At 64.6% G+C, this 24,840-nt stretch carries 20 protein-coding genes; 3 read left to right on the forward strand and 17 right to left on the reverse strand.

Translation table 11 applies throughout. The features are described from left to right. Positions 1-21: 21 nt before the first annotated feature. From ACIQUS_RS08695 to ACIQUS_RS08725, 7 genes are all read right to left on the reverse strand, one after another. Complete coding sequence (locus ACIQUS_RS08695; protein ID WP_403045535.1) at positions 22-1,668, reverse strand: fatty acid--CoA ligase; 1,647 nt, start codon at positions 1,666-1,668, stop codon at positions 22-24. Positions 1,669-1,679: 11 nt separating this feature from the next. Next, the gene (locus ACIQUS_RS08700; RefSeq protein ID WP_403045537.1) at positions 1,680-3,452 is read right to left on the reverse strand and encodes an acyl-CoA dehydrogenase C-terminal domain-containing protein; all 1,773 of its coding nucleotides are present in this window, start codon (positions 3,450-3,452) and stop codon (positions 1,680-1,682) included. Next, entirely contained in the window at positions 3,445-5,940 is a 2,496-nt protein-coding gene (locus ACIQUS_RS08705) for an RND family transporter (RefSeq protein ID WP_403045539.1), read from the reverse strand. The genes ACIQUS_RS08700 and ACIQUS_RS08705 overlap by 8 nt, the downstream gene beginning before the upstream one ends. Positions 5,941-5,968: 28 nt before the next feature. Beyond that, a complete protein-coding gene (locus ACIQUS_RS08710; protein WP_403045542.1) occupies positions 5,969-7,036 on the reverse strand; it encodes a WD40/YVTN/BNR-like repeat-containing protein in 1,068 nt (355 codons plus the stop codon). 67 nt (positions 7,037-7,103) lie between these two features. After that, on the reverse strand, positions 7,104-8,462 hold the full coding sequence (locus ACIQUS_RS08715) for a DUF1329 domain-containing protein (RefSeq protein WP_403045544.1): 1,359 nt from the start codon (positions 8,460-8,462) through the stop codon (positions 7,104-7,106). Positions 8,463-8,501: 39 nt separating this feature from the next. Beyond that, on the reverse strand, positions 8,502-10,457 hold the full coding sequence (locus ACIQUS_RS08720) for a DUF1302 domain-containing protein (protein WP_403045547.1): 1,956 nt from the start codon (positions 10,455-10,457) through the stop codon (positions 8,502-8,504). 85 nt (positions 10,458-10,542) lie between these two features. Then, positions 10,543-11,109 (reverse strand): RBBP9/YdeN family alpha/beta hydrolase, encoded by a 567-nt coding sequence (locus ACIQUS_RS08725; protein WP_403045549.1) that lies wholly within the window; start codon positions 11,107-11,109, stop codon positions 10,543-10,545. A 276-nt stretch (positions 11,110-11,385) separates the two neighbouring features. Here ACIQUS_RS08725 and ACIQUS_RS08730 point away from each other — a divergent pair, with 276 nt between their 5' ends. Continuing rightward, positions 11,386-12,396 (forward strand): AraC family transcriptional regulator, encoded by a 1,011-nt coding sequence (locus tag ACIQUS_RS08730; RefSeq protein WP_403045551.1) that lies wholly within the window; start codon positions 11,386-11,388, stop codon positions 12,394-12,396. Positions 12,397-12,579: 183 nt separating this feature from the next. On the opposite strand, the gene ACIQUS_RS08735 is transcribed toward ACIQUS_RS08730, so the two are convergent. The 8 genes from ACIQUS_RS08735 to ACIQUS_RS08770 all read right to left on the reverse strand — a co-directional run bounded on the left by ACIQUS_RS08735 (position 12,580) and on the right by ACIQUS_RS08770 (position 20,001). Beyond that, positions 12,580-13,587: a YeiH family protein gene (locus ACIQUS_RS08735; RefSeq protein ID WP_403045554.1), complete on the reverse strand. Its 1,008-nt coding sequence runs from the start codon at positions 13,585-13,587 to the stop codon at positions 12,580-12,582. Then, entirely contained in the window at positions 13,584-13,910 is a 327-nt protein-coding gene (locus ACIQUS_RS08740; protein WP_403045557.1) for a Rieske (2Fe-2S) protein, read from the reverse strand. Before ACIQUS_RS08740 ends, ACIQUS_RS08735 begins: the two co-directional genes overlap by 4 nt. Beyond that, positions 13,907-14,560, reverse strand: coding sequence for a DsbA family oxidoreductase (locus ACIQUS_RS08745; RefSeq protein WP_403045559.1), 654 nt, complete (start codon positions 14,558-14,560; stop codon positions 13,907-13,909). Before ACIQUS_RS08745 ends, ACIQUS_RS08740 begins: the two co-directional genes overlap by 4 nt. Before the next feature lie 5 nt (positions 14,561-14,565). Continuing rightward, entirely contained in the window at positions 14,566-15,873 is a 1,308-nt protein-coding gene (locus ACIQUS_RS08750; RefSeq protein ID WP_403045562.1) for an MFS transporter, read from the reverse strand. A 107-nt stretch (positions 15,874-15,980) separates the two neighbouring features. Beyond that, positions 15,981-17,033, reverse strand: a complete 1,053-nt coding sequence (locus tag ACIQUS_RS08755; protein ID WP_403045564.1) for a 3-keto-5-aminohexanoate cleavage protein — start codon at positions 17,031-17,033, stop codon at positions 15,981-15,983. Between the two features lie 70 nt (positions 17,034-17,103). Then, on the reverse strand, positions 17,104-17,952 hold the full coding sequence (locus tag ACIQUS_RS08760) for a TauD/TfdA dioxygenase family protein (RefSeq protein ID WP_403045567.1): 849 nt from the start codon (positions 17,950-17,952) through the stop codon (positions 17,104-17,106). A gap of 13 nt (positions 17,953-17,965) precedes the next feature. Further along, on the reverse strand, positions 17,966-18,946 hold the full coding sequence (locus tag ACIQUS_RS08765) for a quinone oxidoreductase family protein (protein ID WP_403045569.1): 981 nt from the start codon (positions 18,944-18,946) through the stop codon (positions 17,966-17,968). Positions 18,947-19,170: 224 nt separating this feature from the next. Continuing rightward, positions 19,171-20,001: an oxidoreductase gene (locus ACIQUS_RS08770; RefSeq protein WP_403045572.1), complete on the reverse strand. Its 831-nt coding sequence runs from the start codon at positions 19,999-20,001 to the stop codon at positions 19,171-19,173. 128 nt (positions 20,002-20,129) lie between these two features. On the opposite strand from ACIQUS_RS08770, the gene ACIQUS_RS08775 reads away from it, so the two are divergent. Next, a complete protein-coding gene (locus ACIQUS_RS08775) occupies positions 20,130-21,071 on the forward strand; it encodes a LysR family transcriptional regulator (RefSeq protein ID WP_403045575.1) in 942 nt (313 codons plus the stop codon). Here the strand turns inward: ACIQUS_RS08775 and ACIQUS_RS08780 are convergent. Then, positions 21,031-22,932, reverse strand: a complete 1,902-nt coding sequence (locus ACIQUS_RS08780; RefSeq protein WP_403045578.1) for a potassium transporter Kup — start codon at positions 22,930-22,932, stop codon at positions 21,031-21,033. The genes ACIQUS_RS08775 and ACIQUS_RS08780 overlap by 41 nt on opposite strands. A gap of 281 nt (positions 22,933-23,213) precedes the next feature. Further along, the gene (locus tag ACIQUS_RS08785; protein WP_403045581.1) at positions 23,214-24,092 is read right to left on the reverse strand and encodes a Dyp-type peroxidase; all 879 of its coding nucleotides are present in this window, start codon (positions 24,090-24,092) and stop codon (positions 23,214-23,216) included. A gap of 175 nt (positions 24,093-24,267) precedes the next feature. Here ACIQUS_RS08785 and ACIQUS_RS08790 point away from each other — a divergent pair, with 175 nt between their 5' ends. Then, entirely contained in the window at positions 24,268-24,840 is a 573-nt protein-coding gene (locus tag ACIQUS_RS08790; RefSeq protein ID WP_403045583.1) for an HD domain-containing protein, read from the forward strand.

Genomic DNA, 24,840 nt, shown 5'->3' on the forward strand with positions numbered 1-24,840 from the left:
AGCGGCTACAGCGTCAGGCAATCAAGACTGAACGGCGGTTTCCCGGATCAACTTCTTGTTGATCTTGCCCACGCTGGTCTTGGGGATCTCGCTGACAAAACGCACTTGCCGCGGGATTGCCCACTTGCTCAGACGACCACTGTCGACGAATTGCTGCAGGTGCTGCGCCAGCGCCGGCTGGTCCAGGTCGCTGCCGGCTGCGCAAACCACCAGGGCCAGCGGCTGCTCGCCCCAGCGCGGGTCGGGAATCCCCACCACGGCCACCGACTCGACACCGGCGTGCTGGCTGATCAGGCTCTCCAGTTCCACCGAACTGACCCACTCGCCACCGGTCTTGATCACGTCCTTGATCCGGTCGCGAATCTGCACCACGCCGCCGGGAGTGATGCAGGCCATGTCGCCGGTGTGCAACCAGCCCCCGGCCCAGAGGGCGGCGCCCTGCTCCGGCTCCTTCAGGTAGCCCTGGGTCAGCCAGGGCGCGCGGACGACGATTTCGCCCAGGCTGTCACCATCATGGGCAACGTCTGCGCCCTGCTCGTCGACGATGCGCAGGTCCACCAGCGGAATCGGCACCCCGGCGTTGATCCGCAGCGGCAGTTGCTGGGCCATCGGCAGCGTCAGTTCCTCGGCACTGAGGTGAGTCAGGCTGAGCAGCGGGCAGGTCTCGGACATGCCGTAGCCACAGAATACCCGCACGCCCCGGGCGCTGGCCTTACTGGCCAGGCCCTGGGTCAGGGCGCTGCCGCCCAGGAGCATTTTCCAGCCGCCCATGTCGGTGCGCTGGCCCTCGTCGCATTCGAGCATCATCTGCAACAGGGTCGGCACGCAGTGGGAGAAGGTCACCTGCTCCTCGCGGAACAGGCGCACCAGCTGGTTGGGCTCGTAACGTCCCGGATAGACCTGCTTGATGCCCAGCGCCGTAGCGACATAAGGAACGCCCCAGGCATGCACATGGAACATCGGCGTGATCGGCATGTAGACATCGCCGCTACGCAGCAGCGGCTCGCCACCGCAAGCGGAGAAGGTGCCCAGTTCGTTGAGGGTGTGCAGCACCAGTTGGCGATGGGTGAAGTACACACCCTTGGGGTTGCCGGTGGTGCCGGTGGTGTAGAACAGGGTTGCGACCGAGTTTTCATCGAAGTCAGGGAAGTCGAACTGCGTGTCGGCAGCGCCGAGCAAGGCTTCGTACTCGCCTTCCAGCGCCAGGCTCGTTGCGCAGGATTCGTGCTCGCCCAGGCGGATGAAGCGCTGTACGGTCGGCAGTTGATCCTTGAGCTGCTCCATCAGCGGCAGGAAGTCGTCATGCACCAGCACCACGCGGTCTTCGGCATGGTCCATGGTGTAGCGGATCTGCTCGTTGGATAGCCGCACGTTCACCGTGTGCAGCACGGCGCCGATCATCGGCACGGCAAAGAAGCACTCCAGGGCCCGATGGCTGTCCCAGTCGAGCAAGGCCACGGTATCGCCGGGTTTCACCCCGGCCTCGACCAGCACATTGGCCAGGCGCTGGATGCGCTCGAGCAGGGTTTGGTAGGTATAGCGCAGCTTGTCGGCGTAGACGATTTCCTGGCCGGGCTGGTAGCGCACGCCCGACAGCAGCAGGCGCTTGATCAGCAGTGGGTAGCTGTAGGCCCCGGGTGCCGGGGCGATGACGCGAGTGGTGGTCATGTACGGGTCCTTCACAGTTGTTCGGCGTCGAGCAGGAAGAGGCTGTCGCTACCGGCCTTGACGCTGGCGCTCAGGGAGTGGATGCGTGGCAACAGGCGGGCAAAGTAGAAACGCGCGGTGCCCAGCTTGCTGGCATAGATCGCCCCCTCCTTGTCCAGGGCGACATCGGCCATCTGCGCCCAGAGGTAGGCGTACAGCGTGTAACCGAACACGTGCAGGTATTCCACCGACGCCGCGCCGATTTCCTGCGGGTTGCCCTGGGCACGGTCGAGCACCCAGGCGGTCAGTTCGTCCAGGTTCGCCAGCGCGCTCAGCAGCGGTGCACTGAATTCGGCGCGGTTGGCAGCCATGGACCCTGCGAAGGCGCTGATCTGCGCGGACAGCGCGGCATAGCTGCGACCGCCATCGGCGACCAGCTTGCGCCCAACCAGGTCCAGGGCCTGGATGCCGTTGGTGCCTTCGTAGATCTGGGTGATGCGCACATCACGCACCAACTGCTCCTGGCCCCATTCGCGGATGTAGCCGTGGCCGCCGAACACCTGCTGGCCATGCACGGTGGTTTCCAGGCCCATGTCGGTCAGGAACGCCTTGGCCACCGGGGTCAGCAAGGCCACTTGTGCCTCGGCCTGCTGGCGCGCTTGGGCGTCGTCGCTGTACTTGGCCAGGTCCAGTTGCAGCGCTACATAGGTGGAAAACGCCCGTCCGCCTTCGTTCAGGGCTTTCATGGTCAGCAGCATGCGGCGCACGTCCGGGTGGGCGACGATCGGGTCGGCAGCCAGCTGGGCTGCCACCGGGCCGCTCGGGGCGCGGCTCTGCAGGCGCTCGCGGGCGTATTCGATGGCGTTCTGGTAGGAACGCTCGCCCAGGGCCAGGCCCTGGATGCCAACGCCCAGGCGCTCGTAGTTCATCATGGTGAACATGGCGTTCAGGCCCTTGTTCACGTCGCCGACCAGGTAACCGACGGCGCCGTCGAAGTTCATCACGCAGGTGGCCGAGGCCTTGATGCCCATCTTGTGCTCGATGGAGCCGCAGCTCACGGCGTTGGCCACACCCAGTGCGCCGTCGTCATTGACCAGCACCTTGGGCACCAGGAACAGCGAAATACCCTTGGCGCCGGCCGGGGCGTCCGGCAGCTTGGCCAGCACCAGGTGGATGATGTTCTCGGTCAGGTCCTGCTCGCCGCCGGTGATGAAGATCTTCGTACCGCTGACCCGGTAGCTGCCGTCGGCCTGGGGTTCGGCCTTGGTGCGGATCAGGCCCAGGTCGGTGCCGGCGTGGGGTTCGGTCAGGCACATCGAGCCGGTCCAGCGGCCTTCGTACATGGGCGGCAGGTACCGGGCCTTGAGTGCCTCGCTGGCGTGGTTGAGCAGCGACAGGCAGGCGCCGGCGGTCAGCATCGGGTACAGACCGAAGGACAGGTTGGCGGCGTTGAGCATTTCCTCGACCTGGGCGCCGATGACCTTGGGCATGCCCATGCCGCCGTATTCCGGGGCACCGGCAACGCCTACCCAGCCGTCCTCGGCATAGGTGCGGTACGCCTGGGCGAAGCCATCCGGGGTAATGACCTGGCCCTGTTCCCAGCGGCAGCCCTGCTCGTCACCGCTGCGATTGAGCGGTGCGACGACCTGGGCGATCACCTTGCCGGCCTGTTCGAGTACCGCCCTGGCGGTATCGGCGTCGATCTGTTCAGCCAGCGCCGGCATCCCTGTCCACTGGGCAGGAAGGTCGAACACTTCGTTGAACAGGAAATCCATGTCACGCAGGGGTGGAAGGTAATCAGACATGATGCGAGTACTCGACTTCTTGGGTTTTGTTTTGCAGCCCGTCGACAGCGACGGGGCTGGTTGCAGGCGCCCGGACTGTGCTGTCGGGCAGAAGGAAGTGCGACAAGGCCGGAATCAGGATCAGCGCACCGAGCATGTTCCACAGGAACATGAAGGTCAGCAGGATGCCCATGTCGGCCTGGAACTTGATCGGTGACCAGGCCCAGCCCACCACACCGGCCGCCAGGGTGATGCCGACCAGGCCAACCACCCGGCCGGTGAAGGCCACGGCGTTTTCATAAGCCTGGGACAGCGACATGCCCTTGCGCTGGTAATGCAGCTGTACGCTGAGCAGGTACAGCGCATAGTCCACGCCGATCCCCACGCCCAGGGCGATCACCGGCAAGGTGGCGACCTTGACGCCGATCCCCATCGCCACCATCAGCGCCTCGCAGAGGATCGAGGTGAGCATCAGCGGCAGTACCGCCACCAGGGTGGCGCGCCAGCTACGGAAGGTGATCAGGCAGAACAGCGTGACAGCCAGGTACACCAGCAACAGCATGGTGCGGTTGGCGTCGCGGACCACGATATTGGTCGCCGCTTCGATACCGGCACTGCCGGCGGCCAGCAGGAACTGGTGCTCATCGGTGCTGTTGGCCTTGGCGAAGCGATCGGCAATGGCCACCACCTGATCCAGGGTGTCGGCCTTGTGGTCCTTGAGGTAGGCGATCACCGGCATCAGCGAGCAGTCGTTGTTGAACAGCTCCGGGGCGTTGACCGAGGCTTGCTGGGCTGCGTAGTTGAGCACGTCCTGGTTGCGCTGGATGCTGTTGAGCTTGGGGTTGCCCTCGTAGGTGCCGGCGGTGATCTGGCGTACCGCGTTGGTCAGCGACAAGGTGGTCTGCACCCCCGGGTACTGCTGCAGCTCCCAGGCCAGGCGGTCGGCGAGCACCAGGGTCTGGTAGCGCAGGCAGCCTTCCGGTGCGGTCTTGATCATCACCGCGAAGGTGTCGCTGGACAGCGCATAGTGGCCGGTGATGTAGGCGTTATCGCGGTTGTAGCGCGAGTCGGCGTGCAGCTCCGGCGCACCGCTGTCCAGGTCGCCGATCTTCAGTTGCAGGCTGACCCAGAAGCCGCCCGCGCCCATCAGCGTGGCAATCAGCACCGTCACGCTCGCCCACTTGCGGGTGGTGAAACGGTCGAGCAGGTCCCAGAGTTTGCCGAAGCCGCGATGCTCGGCCGCCCGCGAGTCGATACGCAAGGCGCGCTCGGCAGCCTTGCGACCCACGCCAACGTACGACAGCGCCACCGGCATCAGCAACAGCGAGGTGAAGATCAGCACGGCCACGCCGATACTGGCGGTGATGGCCAGGTCCTTGATCACCGGGATGTCGATCAGCATCAGCACCGCAAAGCCCACGGCATCGGCCAGCAAGGCCGTCACCCCGGCCACGAACAGGCGGCGGAAGGTATAACGCGCGGCAATCTGGCGGTGGGTGCCGCGGCCGATGTCCTGCATGATGCCGTTCATCTTTTGCGCGGCATGGGACACGCCGATGGCGAAGATCAGGAACGGCACCAGGATCGAGTAAGGATCGATGGCATAGCCCAGCCAGGCGACAATGCCCAGTTGCCACACCACCGCCGTCAACGAACACAGCACCACCAGCAAGGTGCTGCGCACGCAGCGGGTATAGAGGTAGATGATCACCAGGGTGGTGGCCACTGCCAGGGCGAAGAACAGCATCACCTGGATCAGCCCGTCGATCAGGTCGCCCATCAGCTTGGCGAAGCCGATCACGTGGATCTTGTAGGCGCCCTGCCCGCCGTTTTCGGCGCCGACGGCTTCGTACTTGGCGCGCAGTTGTTCCAGTTTGGCCGAGAACGCCTGGTAGTCGATACCGCGTCCAGTGGCCGAGTCCTGGTCCAGCAGCGGCACGATCAGCATGCTCGACTTGAAGTCACGGGCCACCAGGCTGCCAACGATGTTGGCCCGCTCGATGTTCTGGCGCAGCTGCTCGATGTCGGCGGCCGAACCCTGGTAGCTGTCGGGCATCACCGGTCCGCCCTGGAAGCCTTCTTCAGTGACTTCGGTCCAGCGTACCGCCGGGCTCCACAACGACTTCATCCAGGCCCGGTCCACGCCCTGGCTGAGGAACAGCTCGTCGTTGATCTGGCGCAGGGTCTGCAGGTAGGCCGGGTCGAAGATATCGCCCCTGGTGTTCTCCACCACCACCCGCAGCGAGTTGCCCAGGCCGCGCAGCGACTGGCGGTTCTCCAGGTAGTTCTGGATGTAGGGGTGACTCTGCGGAATCATTTTCTCGAAGCTTGGGCGCAACTCAAGGCGGGTCACGGCCATGTAGCCCAGCACCAGCGTCGCCAACAGCATGGCGAGCATGAACGGCAGCCGATGGTTGAAGACCAGGCGTTCCAGCCAGTTGCCCGAACGCGTGTCGAATTCGCCCAGGGTGCGGATCACCGGCAGGGTGTCTTGTTGGATGTTGGCCATCAGGGTTTCTCTTGTTATACGGCAGCGGTTATTCGAGGGCCTGGGTGCGCACGCCACGTTCGCCCACCAGCACCAGGTCGGTGGCGGCATCGAAGGCGACGCCGCTGACCGGGGTACGGGTGGTCAGCTTGAGCGGGCTGAAGCTTGCGCCGTCGTCGGGGCTTTTCAGCAGGTCGCCGGCCTGGCTTGCCAGCCAGAGCTGCCCGGCGCTGTCGACGCCCGACGCGGTGATGCTGATGCCAAGCCCGGTGTTGACCGGCTGCCATTGCTGGCCACCATCGTTGCTGCGAAACACATGACCGCGCAGCCCATAGGCCAGCAGCACGCCCGGCTTGCCGGTAAGGCCGAAGTAAGTACCGCTGTAGGGGGTGGTCAGCCGGGTGAAATGCTGGCCGTCGTCCGCCAGCTTGAGCAGCAAACCCTGCTCGCCGGTGATGTACAGCGCGCCATCGACACTGGCCAGGCTGGTCAGGTGCAAGGCCTGGGGGTTGTCCGTGCGCTCCAGCCACGGGGTCCAGTGCTGGCCGCCGTCGGCGGTGTACAGCAGCAGGTTGAACACGCCCACCGCGTAACCGTGCAGGGCGTCGGCGAACCAGACATCCAGCAGCGGCTTGTCGGCGCCTTCGGCTTGCAGGCGTTCGCCCTCGCCCACCAGCGCCGCCCAGCGTTCGTCGTTCGGGTTGGCCTGGGCCTGGGCGCGGTAGTGCGCCAGCACCTGCTCGCCGAGCACGCGTCCGTCCAGTTGTTTGTGCCAGTTCAGGCCGCCATCGCGGCTGTGCAGGATCACACCGTCGTTGCCGACAGCCCAACCCAGCGCCGGCGTTGGGAAACTCACGGCATTGAGGTCAGCGCTGGCAGGTACCCGGGCTTGTTGCCAGTGGCTGCCCAGGTCATCGGAATACAGAATGTGGCCACGTGTCCCCACCGCAACCAGACGCGCGCCGGCCGAGGTCACATCACGCAGGGGGCTGACGGCGGCCAGGGCGCTGGGCATGGCCGGCAAGTCCAGCACGTCCACGAAAGCGTCGGCCTGGACCGTGCCTTGCAGCACGCCCCAGGTCAGCACCAGCAGGCTCCATCGCTTGAAACAATACATACCCGATCCTCCGGATAGTTCAACCAAGGGCCCGGCATCGAAAGATGACCGGGCCCCGCATGGAGACTTAGCGAATGCCCGCCCCGGCCAGGGACTCTGGCGACCACTGGGTCTTGGACAGTGGGTCGATGTAGCGGATGCCACCGTAGGCACCGACCACGCCGTTGAGGTTGTAGGTGCCGCCGATCAGGTCGTAGATCATGAACGGGGTGGCATCCGGGGTCTGCTTGTCGTAGCTCTGGCTGAGGAAGGCGAACGAACCACGGTACAGCTGGCCACGGGCGTCATACTGGTCCGAGGCCAGAGCGATCCAGCTGTCCTCGTCGAGGTAGAAGCGGCGCTTGTGGTAGATGTGGCGCGCGCCATCCTTGAGCTTGCCCTCCACCACCCAGACGCGGTGTTTCTCCCAGCGCACGAACTGCGGTGCCAGGTGGTTGGCGGTGGTCAGCTGCTTGACGTCGGTGTTGTAGGTCAGGCGATAGGTGTTGTACGGCACCACCATTTCCTGCTTGCCCACCAGGGTCCAGTCATAGCGGTCCAGGGCGCCGTTGAAGACGAACACGTCATCGTAGGTGCCCGAGCCCGAGGTGCCCGGGTTCGGCGTGTCGTAGGCCAGGTTAGGTGCCAGCTTCACCCGACGCTGGCCCGGCAGGTACTGCCAGGCACTGCGTGGCTGCACCAGCGGGTTGGCGGCGTCACGCAGCATCATCGCCTCGCCGGCACGGCGGGCCGGCGCGGTGTAGGTGAGCTTCATCTGGTAGTAGGTGTCCTTGGCGCCGATGGTCTTGCCCATGTCCTCGTAGATCGGGTAGCTGATGTTGGCCTGGCCGGTGGTGGACAGGGTCGCCTTGCCGGCGGAGTCGACGTTCCAGGAGTCGTACTTGGCCGTCATGCTCACGCCCTGGTAGCGCAGCAGGAAGTTCCACATGGCCTCGGCACCGGTCTGCGGAATCGGGAACGGAATGCCCGGCAGCACGTTTTCGACAGCGGTGCCGCCTTCCTGGCTACGTGCGCCCATGGCGTTCTTGCGGGTGTTGTCCAGTACCGGCTGTGGCAGAGATACCGTGCGGTGGGTCGGGTAGACATCGACGCGGAAGGTCGGGAAGCGCTTGAGCAGTTCCTGGGTGGTCGCCGTCAGCTGGCCCTTGTACTGGTCAGCGTTCTTGGCATCGATGACCAGCACCGGCTTCTCGGACTCGAATGGGTCAGGACGCATGCTCGCACCGCTCTTGAAGCTCGCAGGTGGCGTCACCAGGCCGCCCTGGTAGGCGGGAATGGAGCCGTCGGCGTTGGCGGCTTTTTCGGCACCGATGCCGGTAAGGCTGGTGCCCAGGCGCGCGGCCTGATCGCTGGATACGGCCGCCTGGGCGGCGTTGAGGGCGGCCAGCGACAGGCACGTGGCCAACAGGGTCTTCACGTAGTTCATGGTTATTGTTTTCCTGTGAGGTCTGTTAAAGACGGGGGCTCAAAAGGTGGTTTTGAGGGTCAGGTAAAGCGCGCCACGGTCCTCTGTGGTGGCGCCGCCACCGGAGAAGGAGGAGTAGCCGCCGCCGAAGCAGGTGTAATCCTGCTCGCCGTCCAGGGCATTGGGGGTTGCACCGTCGGTCTGGCCGTCGTTGCAAGAATCGGTTTCACCAAAGCTGTCGACGTACTTGAGATCGACGAAGTACTGGTTGTAGATCGCAGCGCTGACGCCCACGGCGTAGTTGCCGGTGTTCTCGGCGCCGCCGCCCTGTACCGGCGACACGCCGTCCAGGCCGACGTTGATCGAGAGCGGCATGCCGAAGTCGACACCGGGCATCACCTGGTACCAGGTCGGGGTGAAGTTGACAGCGACACCCCAGTTGTCGCGGGTCGGCTTGTCGATGCCGCGGTAGCTGCTCTTGCCCTTGTACAGCGCCTCGTTGTGGCCATCGAGCTTGAGCAGGTTGCTGTAGAACAGCTCGCCCAGCAGGGTCGCCGAATCGAACAGCGGCGTGTCACCGATGGTCATCAGGCCGTTGAGGGTCCAGTGCAGGGTCTGGCCGGTGGCACTCAGGCCGTCGCCGTCCTCGGGGTTCTCGACCACTACACCACTGCTTGCCAGGCGCGGTGGCAGCAAGCCCAGGCCTGCGGCGAGGCCAGTCGGGCCCGGCGCACTGACGATCGCCGGAATACTGGCCAGCGGCATGTGGTGACGGATGTTCAGGTCGCTGCCGACGCTGATGCCGCCGACGTCCTTGGACAGGCTCAGGCCGTAGACGTCGATGTCATCGGAATAGGCAAACTGGTAGGTCGCGGTCTGCAGCGAGTTGTACAGGTTGCCCGCTGCGCGCTGGCGGTTACCCGCCGGATTGCCGAACGGGCCGTTGACCACGGTCAGGCCACGGGTATCGAGCCAGGCCTGGGGCAGGATTTCCGAGGTCTTGCGGTAGTAGAAGCCCAGGGTGCCGTCCAGCCACTCGGGCGACCACTTGGCCATCACGCCCCAGTCGCCACGCTTGTCGGGGTTCAGGTCATCGCCACGGCGGATGGTGGTCAGGGCGCCACGCACCGGGATCAGGCCCGGGGTGCCGGTATGGCCGAGCAGGAAGCTCTGGGCGCCCTCGCCCACCACGTCCGAACCGCCATAGTAGGTGCCGGCTTCCGGCAACCGGGCAGCATCCCACTCGAAGAAGTACTGGGCACCGATGGTCAGCTCCGGGTTGACCAGGAAGTTGGCCGACAGCTGGTTGCGCGGTACGAACAGTTCCTTGGCTTCGGTACCGGGGGACGCGGCCAGCTTGGCCAGGTCCAGGCCCGACTGGCCGTAGCTGAGCGAATGCACCGGGTTGAGCAGCGTTTCACCCCAGAACAGGTTGTGCTGGCCGAGCTTGCCGCTCAATTGCGAACTTTCGCCGATGTCGGTGCGCATGAACACGAAGGCATCGAGGATTTCGCCGGACGGGCCGGTGTAATAACGCTGGGCGTAGTTGCTCAGGTGCGGGTTGCCCAGGGGCACGCCGGTGCCGGCCAGGCCGTTGAGACTGGGGTTGATACCGGACTGGTCGCCGTTGCCGTTGACGAACGGGTTGGAATTGGAACCGGTGTTTTCATAGGCCTTGTCGTACCAGCTGGCGGCACTGACACGAAAGCCCATGTTCTGCTGGTAGATCACATCCAGCTCGGTCAGCAGGTCGACACGGTTGGTGATATTGGTGCCGGCCTTGCGGAAGTTGTAGTCGCCGTCGTTGTTGTTCGGCGTTGCCAACATACGTTTGTCGGCGCTTTCGGTGCGCACGCCGTAGTTGTACTTGATGGTGTTGTCCAGGCGCACGGCCCAGTCTTCACTGCCGGTATCGAATTCGAACGCCTGGGCGCCTGGCAGTGCCAGCAGGCCGAGGGCGCAGGCCAGCAGACGGCGCTGTGCATACACAGCACTGTGGGTGCGATGGTTAAGCATTAAGGTGACTCCACGTATTGTTATTGTTGTCATGGCCGCCCGTCTTCTGCGGGCGTGGGTGTTGCGTCCGTGCGCGATGGCAGGTTTAGCGGTCCAGCGTTTGGATCAAGGCTTCGGCGTCGGGCCAGGGACCGAAGCCGGCAGCCGGGTTGAGGTGGCCGACGGCGCCCAGTTTCAGCAGGTGGCTGCCCCAGCCCACGGCCATGGCCGTGACGGCTTCGAGGCTGGCCAGGTGGTCGTTGGTGCTGCCAGCAACGATGCTCGGGAACGGCAGTGGCGTGATCGGCAACGGGCTCCAGCCATTGGCCCGCAGAGTGTCGGGGCTCGGGTAGTTGGATGGCCATTGCGCGTTCAGGTCCGGTGGTGCGGCCAGCAGTGCGCCCTTGATCGGACGCTGGTAGCGCGCTGCCCAATGGGCCACCATCAACACACCGGCGCTGTGCGCTACCAGGATCACGTCGCCGTCGATCTGTTCGATTTCGCGCTGGATCGCCTCGACACGGGCGTTGCAATCCAGGCCGTTGACCTGCAACGGCGGTACTGAGCGGACCTTGGCCAGGCGTGCCTGGAGCAAGGTTTGCCAATGCTCGGCGACATGGTCGCGCAAGCCGGGGATGATCAGGACGGTAGCGGCGGTATGCAGTTTTTCCACGTCAGCACCTATGCTCAAGACAGTCCGCTCGAAGGTTCTGTCGAGCGTTTGTAGCCTCACAGTAAAGGCCGCTCCCCTGCGGCGCTTTACATTGAGCGTCAGTAGCTTTTCATTTGGTGACAGCGAAGCGGGCGGCTGTCGGCGTTTGTTGGGCCTCCCGGTTTAGACGCCCTCGGGGCGACTGGAAACAGCTTTTCATTTGATGACACAGCAGCTATAAAAGGTGAACCGCCACAGAAGCGGGTCGCCAAATGAAAACGCGTGGAAAACAATAATATGACCGCCCTTGTCCGTGCTGCGAGCCTGACCAACTACCTTGAGGTGTCCCGTCACCTGGGCCTCAACCCCCATGCCCTGCTCGCCCAGGTCGGCCTGAGCGCCAGCCTCCTGGATGATCCCAACCAGCGCATTGCCGTCTCATCGGTGGTCACCTTGCTCGAAGAGTCGGCGCGGGTCAGTGGTTGCGAAACCTTTGGCCTGCGCATGGCCGAACTGCGCCAGCTCTCGGACTTCGGCGAGATCAGCCTGCTGCTCAGCCACCAGCGCACCCTGCGCGATGCCCTGCAGGTGATCGTGCAATACCGCCACCTGCTCAACGATGCCCTGGCGATCCATATTGAAGAAGCCGGCAAGACCGTGATCATTCGTGAAGAAGTGGTCACCGAGCAGCCCCACCACGGTCGCCAGTCGATCGAGCTTGCCATTGGCGTGATGCTGCGCTTGTGCGCTGCCCTGCTCGGCGCCCACTGGCACCCGATCAGCGCCAACTTCACCCATGCGGCGCCGGCGGACCTGGCCATCCATCGGCGGATCTTCGGCTGCACGCTGGTGTTTGGCAGTGAATTCAACGGCATCGTCTGTCCGGCGGCCGACCTGGACACCGCCAACCCCCTGGCCAACGAAGCCATGGCACGCCTGGCGCAGCGTTACCTGGATACCCTGCAGGCCGGTGGCAAGCTGTCCCTGGAGCTGGAGATGCGCAAGACCATCTACCTGCTGTTGCCCATGGGCCGCGCCACCATCGAACAGGTGGCACAGACCCAGGGCATGAACGTGCGTACCTTGCAGCGGCGCCTGGAAGAATGTGGCGTGACCTTCAGCGACCTGATCAACGGCGTGCGCCGCGACCTGGTGGTCCGCTACCTGGAAAACCCCAGTTATTCGCTGGGGCGTATTGCCGATATGCTGGGCTACTCGATGCCCAGCTCCTTCACCCGCTGGTTCATCGCCCAGTTCGGTGTGCCGCCGGCAACCTGGCGGGCACAGCGCGGGATACAGCCGCGGTAATGAGCGGCCTCCTGCGATTTTGTTGGGTTTGTGGGAGCTGGCGAAGCCTGCGATCGACCGCACAGCGGTCGCCAGCCTTGATACCGCCATCGCAGGCTTCGCCAGCTCCCACGGGTACAACTGCGCACTGTAGGAGCGGGCTTGCCCCGCGATGTGATCGCATCGCGGGGCAGGCCCTGACGATTACATCCAGTGCATCAACGCAATCACCAGCAGCACCAGGAACACCGTCTCGCCCACCATCAGCGCGATCGGCTTGAAGCCCACCGTGGCCAGTTCCTTGAGTTGGGTCTTCATCCCCAGGGCGCTGATCGAGACGACCAGGCACCAGCGTGACAGGTCATTGACCCCACTCTGCACTGCCGTCGACACCCAGCCGGTGCTGTTCAGGCACGCCAGCAGGACAAACCCCACGGCAAACCAGGGCAGCAGCGGTGGCCGCTTGCCGCCGGCATCGAACCCCGCCCGACGGGTAATCATCGCCGCGCAGACGATCACCGGCAGCAGCATGGCCACGCGCATCAACTTGACTACGGTGGCGACATCGCCCGTCTCGGTGGACATGCTGTACCCCGCGCCCACCACCTGGGCCACATCGTGAATGGTCGCACCCAGGAACACCCCCGCCTGTGCCGGCGAGAACTGCATCCAGTCGGCAATCATCGGATAGATGATCATCGCCAGGGTCGACAACGCCGACACGCCGATCACGGTAAACAGCGTGGCATGTTCCTTCTGCTTGTGGTGCGGCAAGGCCGCCGCCAGCGCCAGCGCCGCCGAGGCACCGCAGATGGCCGTGGCGCCGCCGGTGAGCATGCCGAACAGGCGCTGGAAACCCAGGGCCTTGGCCGCTACCACCGACACCAGGATGGTCACCACCACCAGGGTCACCACCAGCGCCACCGGTTTCCAGCCAAGGCTGGCGATCTGCTCCAGGGTGATGCGCATGCCCAGCAGCGCCACGCCGATACGCAGCACGGTGCGTGCGGTGAACTCGATGCCGGGTTTGCAACGCCCGTCGGCAGATAGAAAGTTCAGGGCCAGGCCCAGCAACAGGGCGAACAACATCACCGGCGCGCCGTAATGCTCGCTGAGAAAGCTCGCTGCGGCCGCCGCGATCAGGCTGACCATAAAGCCTGGCGCCAGCTCCCGTACGCGGTTGTTGACGGCGGAAATGGCAATGACGGTCATTGGCCGGACTCCTCGGAATCAAAAACGATGTACAGTCGCTCGCCCTCGCACTCGACCGGGTAGCGGGCCACCTTGAGCGCGGTCGAATTGAGCAGGTAGCCGCTGGCCAGGTCGAAGCGCAGGCCATGGGCGCAGCACTGGATCACCCGCCCCTCCAGGCGCCCGCCGCACAGCGAGGCGCCCTGGTGCGGACAGCTGTCGTCGATGGCGTAGAAGGTATCGGCGACATTGAACAGGGCCAGGCTGCGCCCCTCCCATTCCAGCAGGGAACGACCTCCCCGCACCGGCACCTTGTGGTGCGGTACACAGAAGCGCTGGCTCATGCCGATACCGCCTCTTCCAGTGACTCGCGCATGGCGTGCAGCAGCACATCGACCGGCTGGGCGCCGGAGATCTCCCGGCGCTGGTTGAAGCGAAAGCACGGTACGCCATTGGCCGCGTGGGCATTGGCGCCGATGAACGGCGAGCCGTCGGCACGCAGGCAATCGGCGACCTGCGCCGGTTGCAGGCCGCAGTCGCGGGCGATGGCCATCAAGGTCGTGTGATCGCCCAGGTGCTTGCCCTGGTGGAAGTAGGCGGCGAACAACGCTTCAAGCACCGCTTCGGCCTGCCCCGGATTGCCCAGCGCGACGACGCGCTGCAGCAGACGGTGGGCATCGGCGGTGTTGGGCATGCGGCTGATGCGGGAGAAATCGATGTTTTCACCCACCGCACCGGCGGCCTGGCGCACCTGGGCCTGGCGCCGGCGTACGGCCTCCTCGCTGCCCAGGCGCTGGCGGTAGAACGCCTCGAACGGCTGCCCCTCAACCGGCATGTCCGGCAGCAATTGCACGCCTCGCCAGCGGGTGGTCACCTGCAGTTGCGGGTACTCCTCACGCAACTGCGCCAGGGCGCTTTGCAGATGCCGTTGGCCGATCAGGCACCACGGGCAGATAAAGTCGAAAAATACTTCGATCGACAGTGCGTGTTTCACGGTTTCTACTCCTGGGCCGCGCCTGCTGCACCCGCTTGCGGATCCTGCAGACGGGCCATGTCACTGTGGTAATGGCGTTTGGCAATGAAGAACACGGCTGCCGCGGCGATGCTGATCAAGGGCACCAGCTGGAAGGCGGCGTGCAGGCCGATCAAGTCGGACACCTTTCCGGTGATCAAAGGCCCTGTGGCAAGCCCCAGCAGGTTGTTGGCCAGGGTCAGGGTGGCGAAGGCCGTGCCGTGCACCGACGCGTGGGTCAGGTTGGCGACCATGGCGCTGGACGGTCCGTTGGTGCCCACGGCAATCATCATGCCCAGGCAGATCAGCACCAGTTGCGCTGTACCCGTTGGCAGGGCGAAGGCCAGCGACAACAGCAGGCAACTGCCCAGGCAGTAGCTGATGGCCAGGCTGATCTTGCGGTCCGGGCGCTTTCGACCCACGCGGTCGCAGAGCATGGCGCAGAGGATCGTGCCGATGCCGCTGCACAGCACGATGATTGCCGCCAGCACGCCGGCCTGGTCGGTGTTCATGGCGTAGTAGCGGTTCAGGTAGCTGGGCATCCACACGATGACCGTGCCACCGACGAACAGTTGCAGACCGCTGCCAATATAGGCGGCGATCACCGACCGGCTGCCGTACAGGCTGTGCAGTGGCCGGGCAACCTTGCAGGGTTGCTGGTTCGCGCGCTTGGGCGAGATCTTCGCTTCCTTGACTACCAGCGGGTACAACACCGCCAGCAGCAGGCCGAACAAGGCCATGCCGGCGAAGGCCCAACGCCAGCCCAGGTGTTGGGCCATCACGCCGCCCAGGGCCATGCCCAGCACCGAGCCGAACATCCCGCCGGCCATGAAGGCGCCGGCCAGGGTCGCACGCATGTCGCGGGGAAACACCGCGACCACCACGGCGATACCCACGCTGCCGTAGGCCGCTTCGCCGACGCCCACCAGGAAGCGGGCAATGAACATTTGCTCGTAGTTTTCCGCCAGGGCGCACCCCAGGGTGGCGAGGCTCCAGAGCACGGCCATCAGCACCAGGCTTTTGACCCGGCCGAAACGGTCGGCCAGCAGCGAAAGCGGAAAGGTCAAAAGCCCGACCATCAGGGCAACGATGCCACTGAGCAGGCCGAGCTGGCTGTCGCTCAGGGCCCATTCGCCCTTGAGCAGCGGGAATACTGCGTTCAGGACCTGCCGCGACATGTAGTCGGAAATCAGCAGGCCGAACGTCAAGGCAAAGACCATCCAGGCATAGCGCCGGGAAATGCCACGTGAAGTGTCGGTAACATCATCTGCGGCGCTGGCAATATAGGCGGCCATGCTGCCTCCTCTGGTTGTCTGGCGTAAGTCTTGTTGTTATGAAAAGCCTGACGTGCAGTGCTGCGTGTCGGCGGGTCGACAGGCCCAAGCCTGTCGACCCCGTCCGATCAGCCGCGCTGCGGAATACCCTTCTGGCCCGGCTGGCGGTTAGGTGCCATGCCGTTGGCCTTGAGGGTTTGTTCGATGCTGCTGTACTGCTCGCCGATGCGGTAGATGGCGCGTGCCTCTTTGCCGTTGGCGATCTCGCGACCCAGTTCATGGGCCACGCGCACGGTCTGCCGGATCTGCTGCACCGACGTGAAACGCTTGCCGTGCTGGTCGATGATGGTGTCTTCGTTGCCGCAACGTGGGTGCAGGCCCATGGCCAGGGCCATGGTGTTGAACGGCAGCACGTTCTTGAGCAGCGATTCGGCGGTCAAGGTGCAGCCATCCGGCGCGCGGTGGATGAAGTTGAAGAAGTTGAACGGGTTCGGGCCGTCGAAGCCGCCACCGATGCCGATCCAGGTCAAGTTCAGCGGGCCCATGTAGTCGCCGCGGCGCACGATGCGCTCGAGGGTTTCCAGGGCATGGATGCCGGTCAACTGGAAGTGCGGCTGGATGTTGCTGGCCTGCAGGCGGCGCAGGTGCTCGCGCACCCAGGCAGGGCCGGCCGGTACGGTCATTTCGCTGTAGGCGGCCTGGAACGCCGGGTTGGCCAGGGAGGTGCCTTCCAGGTATTCCGGATACAGCAGCTCCATGATGTTCATCTGCGTGGTGTTGATCGCCACGGTGACCTGGTCGGGCTTTGGGGTCAGTTCGGCGAGCATGTGGCGGGTGTCGTCGGACAGCCACTTGGCCGCTTCGCCGTCGCTTTCCGGGGCGAAGGAGATCGAACCGCCGACCTGGATGATCATCTCCGGCACGGCTTCACGCACACCGGCGATCAGCTCGTTGAATTTGGACAGGCGCTTGGAGCCCTTGCCGTCCAGCTCGCGCACGTGCAGGTGGAGCACGGTAGCGCCGGCTTCGTAGCAGTCAACTGCCTTTTGCACCTGCTCGTCCATGGTCAGCGGAATGTCTTCGGGGAAGTCCTCAGGCATCCATTCCGGGCCATAAGGGGCGACAGTGATCACCACCTTTTCCATGTTTTCCGGGTGCAACGAATCGTCGAAGAATTGCATTCTAGGGTCCTCGGTATTGTTATTGTCTTGGCCGCGCCGTCGATGGCGCGCAGGTATTGCTGGCGGATGCTCAGAAGGTGCGGTCACCCTTGATGCCGGCGCGCTCCATCTTGCGGTGGCAAGCCGGGTAGTCCATGACCGCGTAATGTTGGGTGCTGCGGTTGTCCCAGATCGCCACGCTGTTGGGTTTCCAGCGCCAGCGCACCTGGTACTCGGGCAGGTAGGCCTGGCTGATCAGGTAGCGCAACAGGTCCGAGGCGCCGGGGTTGGCGTCCTGGCCGAAGCGCACCCGCTGCGGGGTATGGAAGTTGGTGAAATGGGTGGTGAAGGCGTTGACGAACAGCACCTGCTCACCGGTTTCCGGGTGGGTGCGCACCACGGGGTGCTCGGCGTCGGGGAACTGCGCCTTGAGTGCCAGGCGTTTTTCCATCGGCATGGCCGCGCCGAAGCTGGCCTCGATACTGTGGCGGGCGCGCAGGCCTTCGATCTTGGCTTTCACATCATCCGGCAGGTTCTGGTAGGCCAGGACCATGTTGGCCCACATGGTGTCGCCGCCCACCGGCGGGCATTCGATGCAGCGCAGCACGCAGCCCATGGGCGGTGCTTCGCGCCAGGTGGCGTCGGTGTGCCAGGCATTCTCGTAGCGATCGGCCGGCTGGTCCGGGCGCTTGTAGATCTGCACCAGGCCCGGATGCTCAGGGTCGCTACCGGCCACCGGGTGGTCTTCCAGCTCGCCGAAACGGCGAGCGAAGGCCACGTGGTCGGCGCGACTGATGTCCTGGTCGCGCAGGAACAGCACACGGTGCTTGAGCAGTTGCTCACGCAGTTGGGCGAACAGGTCGTCATCGTGAACCGCGTCGGCCAGGTTGACCCCGGACACTTCGGCACCGATGGCGCAAGTCAGTTGTTCGATGTGCATGCTGTTGCCCTCTTCAGATGACGAAGATCGACGAGCCGGTGGTTTTGCGCGCTTCCAGGTCACGGTGGGCCTGGACGGCGTCCTGCAATGCATAGTGCTGGTTGATCTCGATCTTGATCCGACCGCTGCTGACGTGCTCGAACAGCTCACCGGCCAGATCGGCCTTCTCGGCCGGGTCGGCGATGAAGTCGGCCAGTGCCGGACGGGTCATCATCAGCGAACCCTTGATGGCCAGCAGTTGCGGATCGAACGGCGGGATGGTGCCGGAGGCGGTACCGACGCACACCATCAGGCCACGGCGCTTGAGCGAGTCGAGCGAAGACATGAAGGTGGTCTTGCCGACGCTGTCGAACACCACATTGGCGCCCACGCCATCGGTCAGTTCGCGCACCCGCTTGGCGACGTCCTCATGGCTGTAGTTGATGGTGTGGGTGCAACCATGGGCCCGGGCCACTTCGGCCTTGGCTTCGGTGGACACCGTACCGATCACATTCACCCCCAGCAGACGCGCCCACTGCGAAACGATCAGGCCGACGCCCCCGGCGGCAGCGTGCAGCAGCAGGGTATCGCCCGCCTTGAAGTCGTACAGGCGGCGCATCAGGTAGGCCGAGGTCAGTCCGCGCATGGTCATCGCTGCGGCGGTTTCGAAGGCAATGGTCTCCGGCAGCTTGATCAGCGCGGCGGCCGGGATCAGGCGCTCGGTGCAATAGGCCCCCAGGGTGTTGAGAAAACCGGTGTAGGTCACACGGTCGCCGACCTTCACATTTGTCACGCCCTCACCCACCGCCTCGACCACACCGGCGGCTTCCACACCCATGCCGTTGGGCATCGGGATCGGGTAGGTGCCGTTGCGAAAATAGGTGTCGGCGTAGTTCAGGCCTACGGCCACCTGGCGCAGGCGGGCCTGTCCAGGACCAGGCTCGCCGACCTCGGCGTCCTCAAAGCGCAACACTTCAGGACCACCGGTTTCGTAGAAACGTACGACTTTTGCCATGCCAGTCACTCCACTCATCCTTCAGACGCAGTGCGTCATTTATTGTTTGCTCGACTCTAAGCCCTACGCTTTGAGGGTGCTTCGCATCGGACGACACGGTGTTTTCATTTGATGACACACGCCGCGGAACAGGCTGCAGGCCAGGCGCACGCTGCCGCGAACTGACCACAGGGTAAAACCAGAAAACCGGCCATGGGCCGGTTTTCTGGTTTGCGGGGTATTGGTCAGTCCTTGAAGTCGGTCGATATCGACAGGGCGTGCCAGCGCTCCAGTTCTGCCGCCACAAAACGGTTCTTCTCGGTGATCCGCGCCACGGTGTCACTGCCCAGCGCCAGGCGCAGGGGTGGGGTTGGCATGTTGGCCAGGGCCAGCATGGCCTCGGCGAACTTGTCCGGGTCGCCCGGTTGGGCGTGGTTGGCCGATGCCGCGTAACGGCGCATGGCCCCCACCGTTTGGTCGTAGTCCGGCAGCTCCAGCGCGGTCTTGACCAGCGACTGCTCGTCAAGAAAATCGGTGCGGAAGAAGCCCGGCTCCACCACCGTGGCATGAATGCCCAGCGGCGCCAGTTCCTGGTACAAGGCTTCGCTGATGCCTTCTACCGCGAACTTGGTCGAGCCATACACGCCCCAGCCCATGTACGCCTGGTAGCCGCCGATCGACGAGATGTTGATGACGTGCCCGCTGCGTTGGCGGCGCATATGGGGCAGTACCGCACGGGTGACGTTGAGTACGCCGAACACGTTGGTGGCAAACAGACGCTCGGTTTCGCTGGCGCTGGTTTCCTCCACCGCGCCCAGCACGCCGAAGCCGGCATTGTTGACCAGTACATCGATGCGCCCGAAACGCTTGATGCCTTCGGCGACGGCCTGGTGGGCCTGGTCTTCGCGGGTGACATCCAGGCGCACCGCCAGCAGGTTGGGATGGGCCCCCAGGCGAGCCTCGATGTCTTCAGGCTTGCGCGCGCTGGCAATGACCGCATCGCCAGCCTGCAGCGCCTTTGCGGCGATCAGTGCGCCAAACCCACGGGAAGCTCCGGTAATCAGCCAAGTACGCATGCTAACGTCTCCTGTCTTCGACCCTGCACGGCGCAGGGTCTTGTCGATGTGTTGACGTCACTGTAAATCTGCCTGGTTGATGTGATAATCCCAATAATTTCACATGGGCTTGTGAGGAAAATTCACAAATGAAAGCGCCGTCCGCCGCCGACCTGTCGATCTTCCTGTGCATTGCCGAGCACCTCAATTTCAGCAAGGCGGCAATCGCGCTCGGGGTCTCGCCCTCGGCACTGAGCCATGCCCTGCGCGCTCTGGAAACCCGGCTGGACGTGCGCCTGTTCAACCGCACCACCCGCAGCGTGGCCCTGACCGAAGCCGGCAACCGCTTGTACGCGCGGCTCAAGCCGGCATTTCGCGATATCGCCGACGCCCTGGAAGACCTCAACAGCCTGCGCGACAAACCCTCGGGCACCCTGCGCATCAGCGCCGGCCGCGCTGCCGCGCAGTTGATCCTGCTGCCGCTGGCGAGCCGGTTCCTGGCGGCCTACCCGGATATCACCCTGGAAATCGTCAGCGACGATGCGCTGGTGGACATCGTCGCGGCCGGCTTCGACGCCGGCGTGCGCTTCGGCGAGCGTCTGGAGGCGGACATGATCTCCCTTGCCATCGGCCCCTACCTGCGGTCGGTCGTGGTCGCTGCACCGGCCCTCTTCACGCGCTATCGGCAACCGCAGCGACCGCAAGACCTGCGTGGCCTGCCGTGCATCCGCCATCGCTTCCCCAGCGGCGCGTTCTATCGCTGGGAGTTCGAGCGCGGTGGCATTGCCCTGGAAATCGATGTCGAAGGCCCGCTGGTACTGGGCGATGTCGGCCTGATGGTCGACCCGGCCCTGCGCGGCGTGGGCCTGGCCTACGTGTTCGAGGACATGGTCAGGGAGGAGCTGGCGGATGGCCGACTGGTGCAGGTGCTTGGCGACTGGTGCCCGTACTACCCTGGCCTGCACCTGTACTACCCCAGCCGCCGGCAGGTGCCGGCAGCGCTCAAGGCTTTTGTCGAATTCGCCCGTGAAGCACGGGACAAATCCTCTGCTACATCTCCACCTGGGTCCCCAGTTCAATCACCCGGTTGAGCGGCAGGTTGAAGTATTTGAGGTTGCTGTTGGCGTTCTTCAGCAGGAAGGCGAACAGGGCCTCGCGCCAGCGCGCCATGCCGATGCGTTTGGTCGGGATGACCGTCTCGCGGCTGAGGAAGTAGGTGGTGCCCATCGGGCTGAAATCCAGCGCCGGCACATGGCACAGCTGCAAGGCGGCCGGAACGTCGGGCTCCTCGATAAAGCCGAAATTGAGGTTGACCCGGTAGAAGCCGGTGCCGAAGTCCTGCACCTCGAAGCGCTCGCTGGCCGGTACACGCGGGCGGTCCTGGGACACCACGGTCAGCAGCACCACCCGCTCATGCAACACCTGGTTGTGCAGCAGATTGTGCAGCAGCGCATGGGGCACCGCATCGGCGCGGGCGGTGAGGAACACCGCCGTGCCCTGGACGCGGTGCGGCGGCTGCGCGGCGATGCTGGCGATGAACAACGGCAGCGGCAATGACGACTCGTCCAGACGCTCGACGATGATCTTGCGCCCGCGCTTCCAGGTGGTCATCAGGATGAACAGGGCGATACCGGCGATTACCGGGAAGGCGCCCCCCTGGAAGATCTTCGGCGCGTTGGCGGCAAAGTACAGGCTGTCGACCAGCAAAAAGCCCAGCAGCAGCGGTACCGCCAGCCAGCGCGGAGTCTTCCACAGCAGCAGTACCACCGCCGCCGACAGCAAGGTGGTGATCAGCATGGTGCCGGTCACCGCCACGCCGTAGGCGGCCGCCAGGGCACCCGACGACTCGAACCCGATCACCAGCAGCACCACACCGACCATCAGCGCCCAGTTCACCATGCTGATGTAGATCTGGCCCTGCTCCTGGCTTGAAGTGTGCTGGATGAACATGCGTGGCACATAGCCCAGCTGGATGGCCTGGCGAGTCAGGGAGAAGGCGCCGGAAATCACCGCCTGGGAGGCGATGATGGTGGCCAGGGTGGACAGCCCGACCATGGGCAGCAAGGCCCAGTTCGGCGCCAGCAGGTAGAACGGGTTGCGAACCGCTTCAGGGTTGCCCAGGATCAGCGCACCCTGGCCGAAATAGTTCAGCACCAGCCCCGGCAGCACCAGCAGGATCCAGGCTCGGGCGATGGGCTTGCGGCCGAAGTGGCCCATGTCGGCATACAGCGCCTCGGCGCCGGTCAGGGCCAGCACCACGGCGCCGAGAATGGCGACGCCGATGCCGGGGTGCACCACGAAGAACTGCACCGCCCAGGCCGGGTTGAGGGCCAGCAGCACTTCAGGGCGCTGGACGATACCATACACGCCGAGCGCGCCCAGCACGGTGAACCACAGCACCATCACCGGCCCGAACAGGATGCCGATGCGCGCCGTACCATGTTTTTGGATCAAAAACAGCGCCACCAGCACCACCACGGCGATCGGCACCACCCAGTGGCCGATGCCGTCGAAGGCCAGTTGAAGGCCTTCCACGGCCGACAGCACGGAAATCGCCGGGGTGATCATGCTGTCGCCGTAGAACAGGGCCGCACCGAACAGACCGAGCAACACCAACACCCGGCTCAGGCGCGGATACGGCGCCGCCGCGCGTCGGGCCAGGGCCGTCAGCGCCATGATCCCGCCCTCGCCCTGGTTGTCGGCGCGCAGTACGAACAGCACGTATTTGACGGTTACCACCCAGATCAGCGACCAGAACACCAGCGACAGGATGCCCAGCACCCCGTCATGGTTGGCCTGTACCCCATAGTGGCCGGCGAAGACCTCCTTGAGGGTGTACAGCGGGCTGGTGCCGATATCGCCATAGACCACACCGACGGCGGCGATGAGCAGGCTGATTGATGAGGATTTTACAGGGGGATGGGCGGTGGCGGCGGATGCGGATTGGCTCACGGTAGGACTTCTCGGGAACGGAGGGCCTGAAACATCAGGTAATACAGGGGCAGTATCCCTGTATGCGCCGCGGCCCTTCGTAAAAAGTCCGTAAAATTATTTACACCTGTGGGAGCAGGACAATCCCTGTGGGAGCTGCCGACAGGCTGCGATCGGCCGTGAAACGGCCATAAAACCAGACTGCCTCAGTATGCCTGGCCCAGCGAGGTGGCCGGATTGCGACTGCTGCGCAGTCGATCGCAGGCTTCGCCAGCTCCCACAATGATCGCAGGGCACCCGCCTTAGCCGATCAAGGCGCTCAGGTCCAGCCCATGGGCTTTGATCGGTGGGCACCAGTAGTAGCCACCGGTCAGCGGCCGGCTGAAGCGGTAAAGCGCATCGACTACGCCGTCTTCAAGCCCACTCATACGCCGCAGCTGCACTTCGAAGGCATCGAAGGAGTGACCGAACGCCAGGAACGCAAGGCCCGCGCCACGCTCGTCGGCCCAGGGCATCGAGCGCCGGACGATAAAGGCTTCGGGGTCGAAGCTCTCCTGGGCGGTGCGCTTGACGTGGGCCGAGGCCGGCGCATCGTCGAGCTCTTCGTTGTCTTCCAGACGCCGGCCGATGATGTTGTCCTGCTCGGTTTGCGGCATGGCCTTGAAACTGTCCAGGTCATGGCGCCACAGCTGGAAGGCGGCAAAGCTCGAACCACTCAGGCCCGGCACATCGCCGGCAACGATCGCCGCATCGACAGCCGCGTCTTGCACCGGGTTTTCCGTGCCGTCTTCATAGCCGGTCAGGTCATGACCGTTCTTGTGGCGGAACGCGTCGGTGGCGTCGACCAGGCGCAATGCCGGGGCCAGCAGCTTTTCCAGCGCCTGGCTCAGCAGCCACAGATCACCGCGGTCTTCGCCGCGCAGCCACAGCCACAGGTCGTGCTGGGTGCAGGGGTTGTCCACCGTGGCGTCCAGGTGTGGAAACGCGCGCAGGCCTTCGATGCTGCGATCCAGCGCCTGCACCAGCGGCGCGCCGAAACCGGCCACCACGCGGCTGCCATCGACCTGCTGCTGCAGCGCATCGAGCACGGCCGACAAGGCCGCCGGCGTGTGCAGGGTAAAGAACAGGTGACGGCCCTGGGCGGGAACGGGGGCGGCGAGTATGCCTGGCTGGAACTGCATTGGCGGTCGAATCCTTGAGTAAAACGCGAATGCTACTGCCTGGGCGCCGGAGCGACAAGGCAGTGCGACCGCCAGATTGGCCAACAAAGCGAGCAATCTGGCGCCTGCGGTGATTGGGTACGCCCTGCGCGCTGCTTATCCTCGTCCCATCGACCACCTGGCCAAGGAGCCGCCAATGACCGCACGCGCCCGCTTTACCCATATGGACGACGGCACCGTCGAAGACTGGGCCATCATTGCCCGGCACTTTCCCGATTTCGCCGCTGGCCTGCCCGAGCGCATCCTCACTCACCTGCGCCTGCTCGAAGGCGATTTTGGTGGTTTTCCGGTGGATCGCCTGACCCACTCGCTGCAAACCGCCACCCTCGCCTACAGCGCAGGCGAGGACGAAGAGTATGTGGTCTGCGCCCTGCTCCACGACATCGGCGACACCCTGGGCAGCTACAACCATGCCGATATCGGCGCGGCCATCCTCAAACCCTTCGTCAGCCCCGAGAACCACTGGATGATCGAGCATCACGGGATCTTCCAGGGTTACTACTTCTTCCACCACCTGGGCATGGACCGCCACCTGCGCGAGCAATTCAAGCAGCACCCGCAGTACCAGCGCACCATCGAGTTCTGCGCCCGCTATGACGCGGCCGCCTTCGACCCGGACGGCGAAACCCTGCCACTGGCCTTCTTCGAGCCGATGCTGCGGCGGGTGTTTGCCCAGCCGCGCCGTTCGCTGTACCTGACCGCGTGCTGA

It is taken from the genome of Pseudomonas sp. NPDC090755 (assembly GCF_044769005.1).
Classification (GTDB): domain Bacteria; phylum Pseudomonadota; class Gammaproteobacteria; order Pseudomonadales; family Pseudomonadaceae; genus Aquipseudomonas.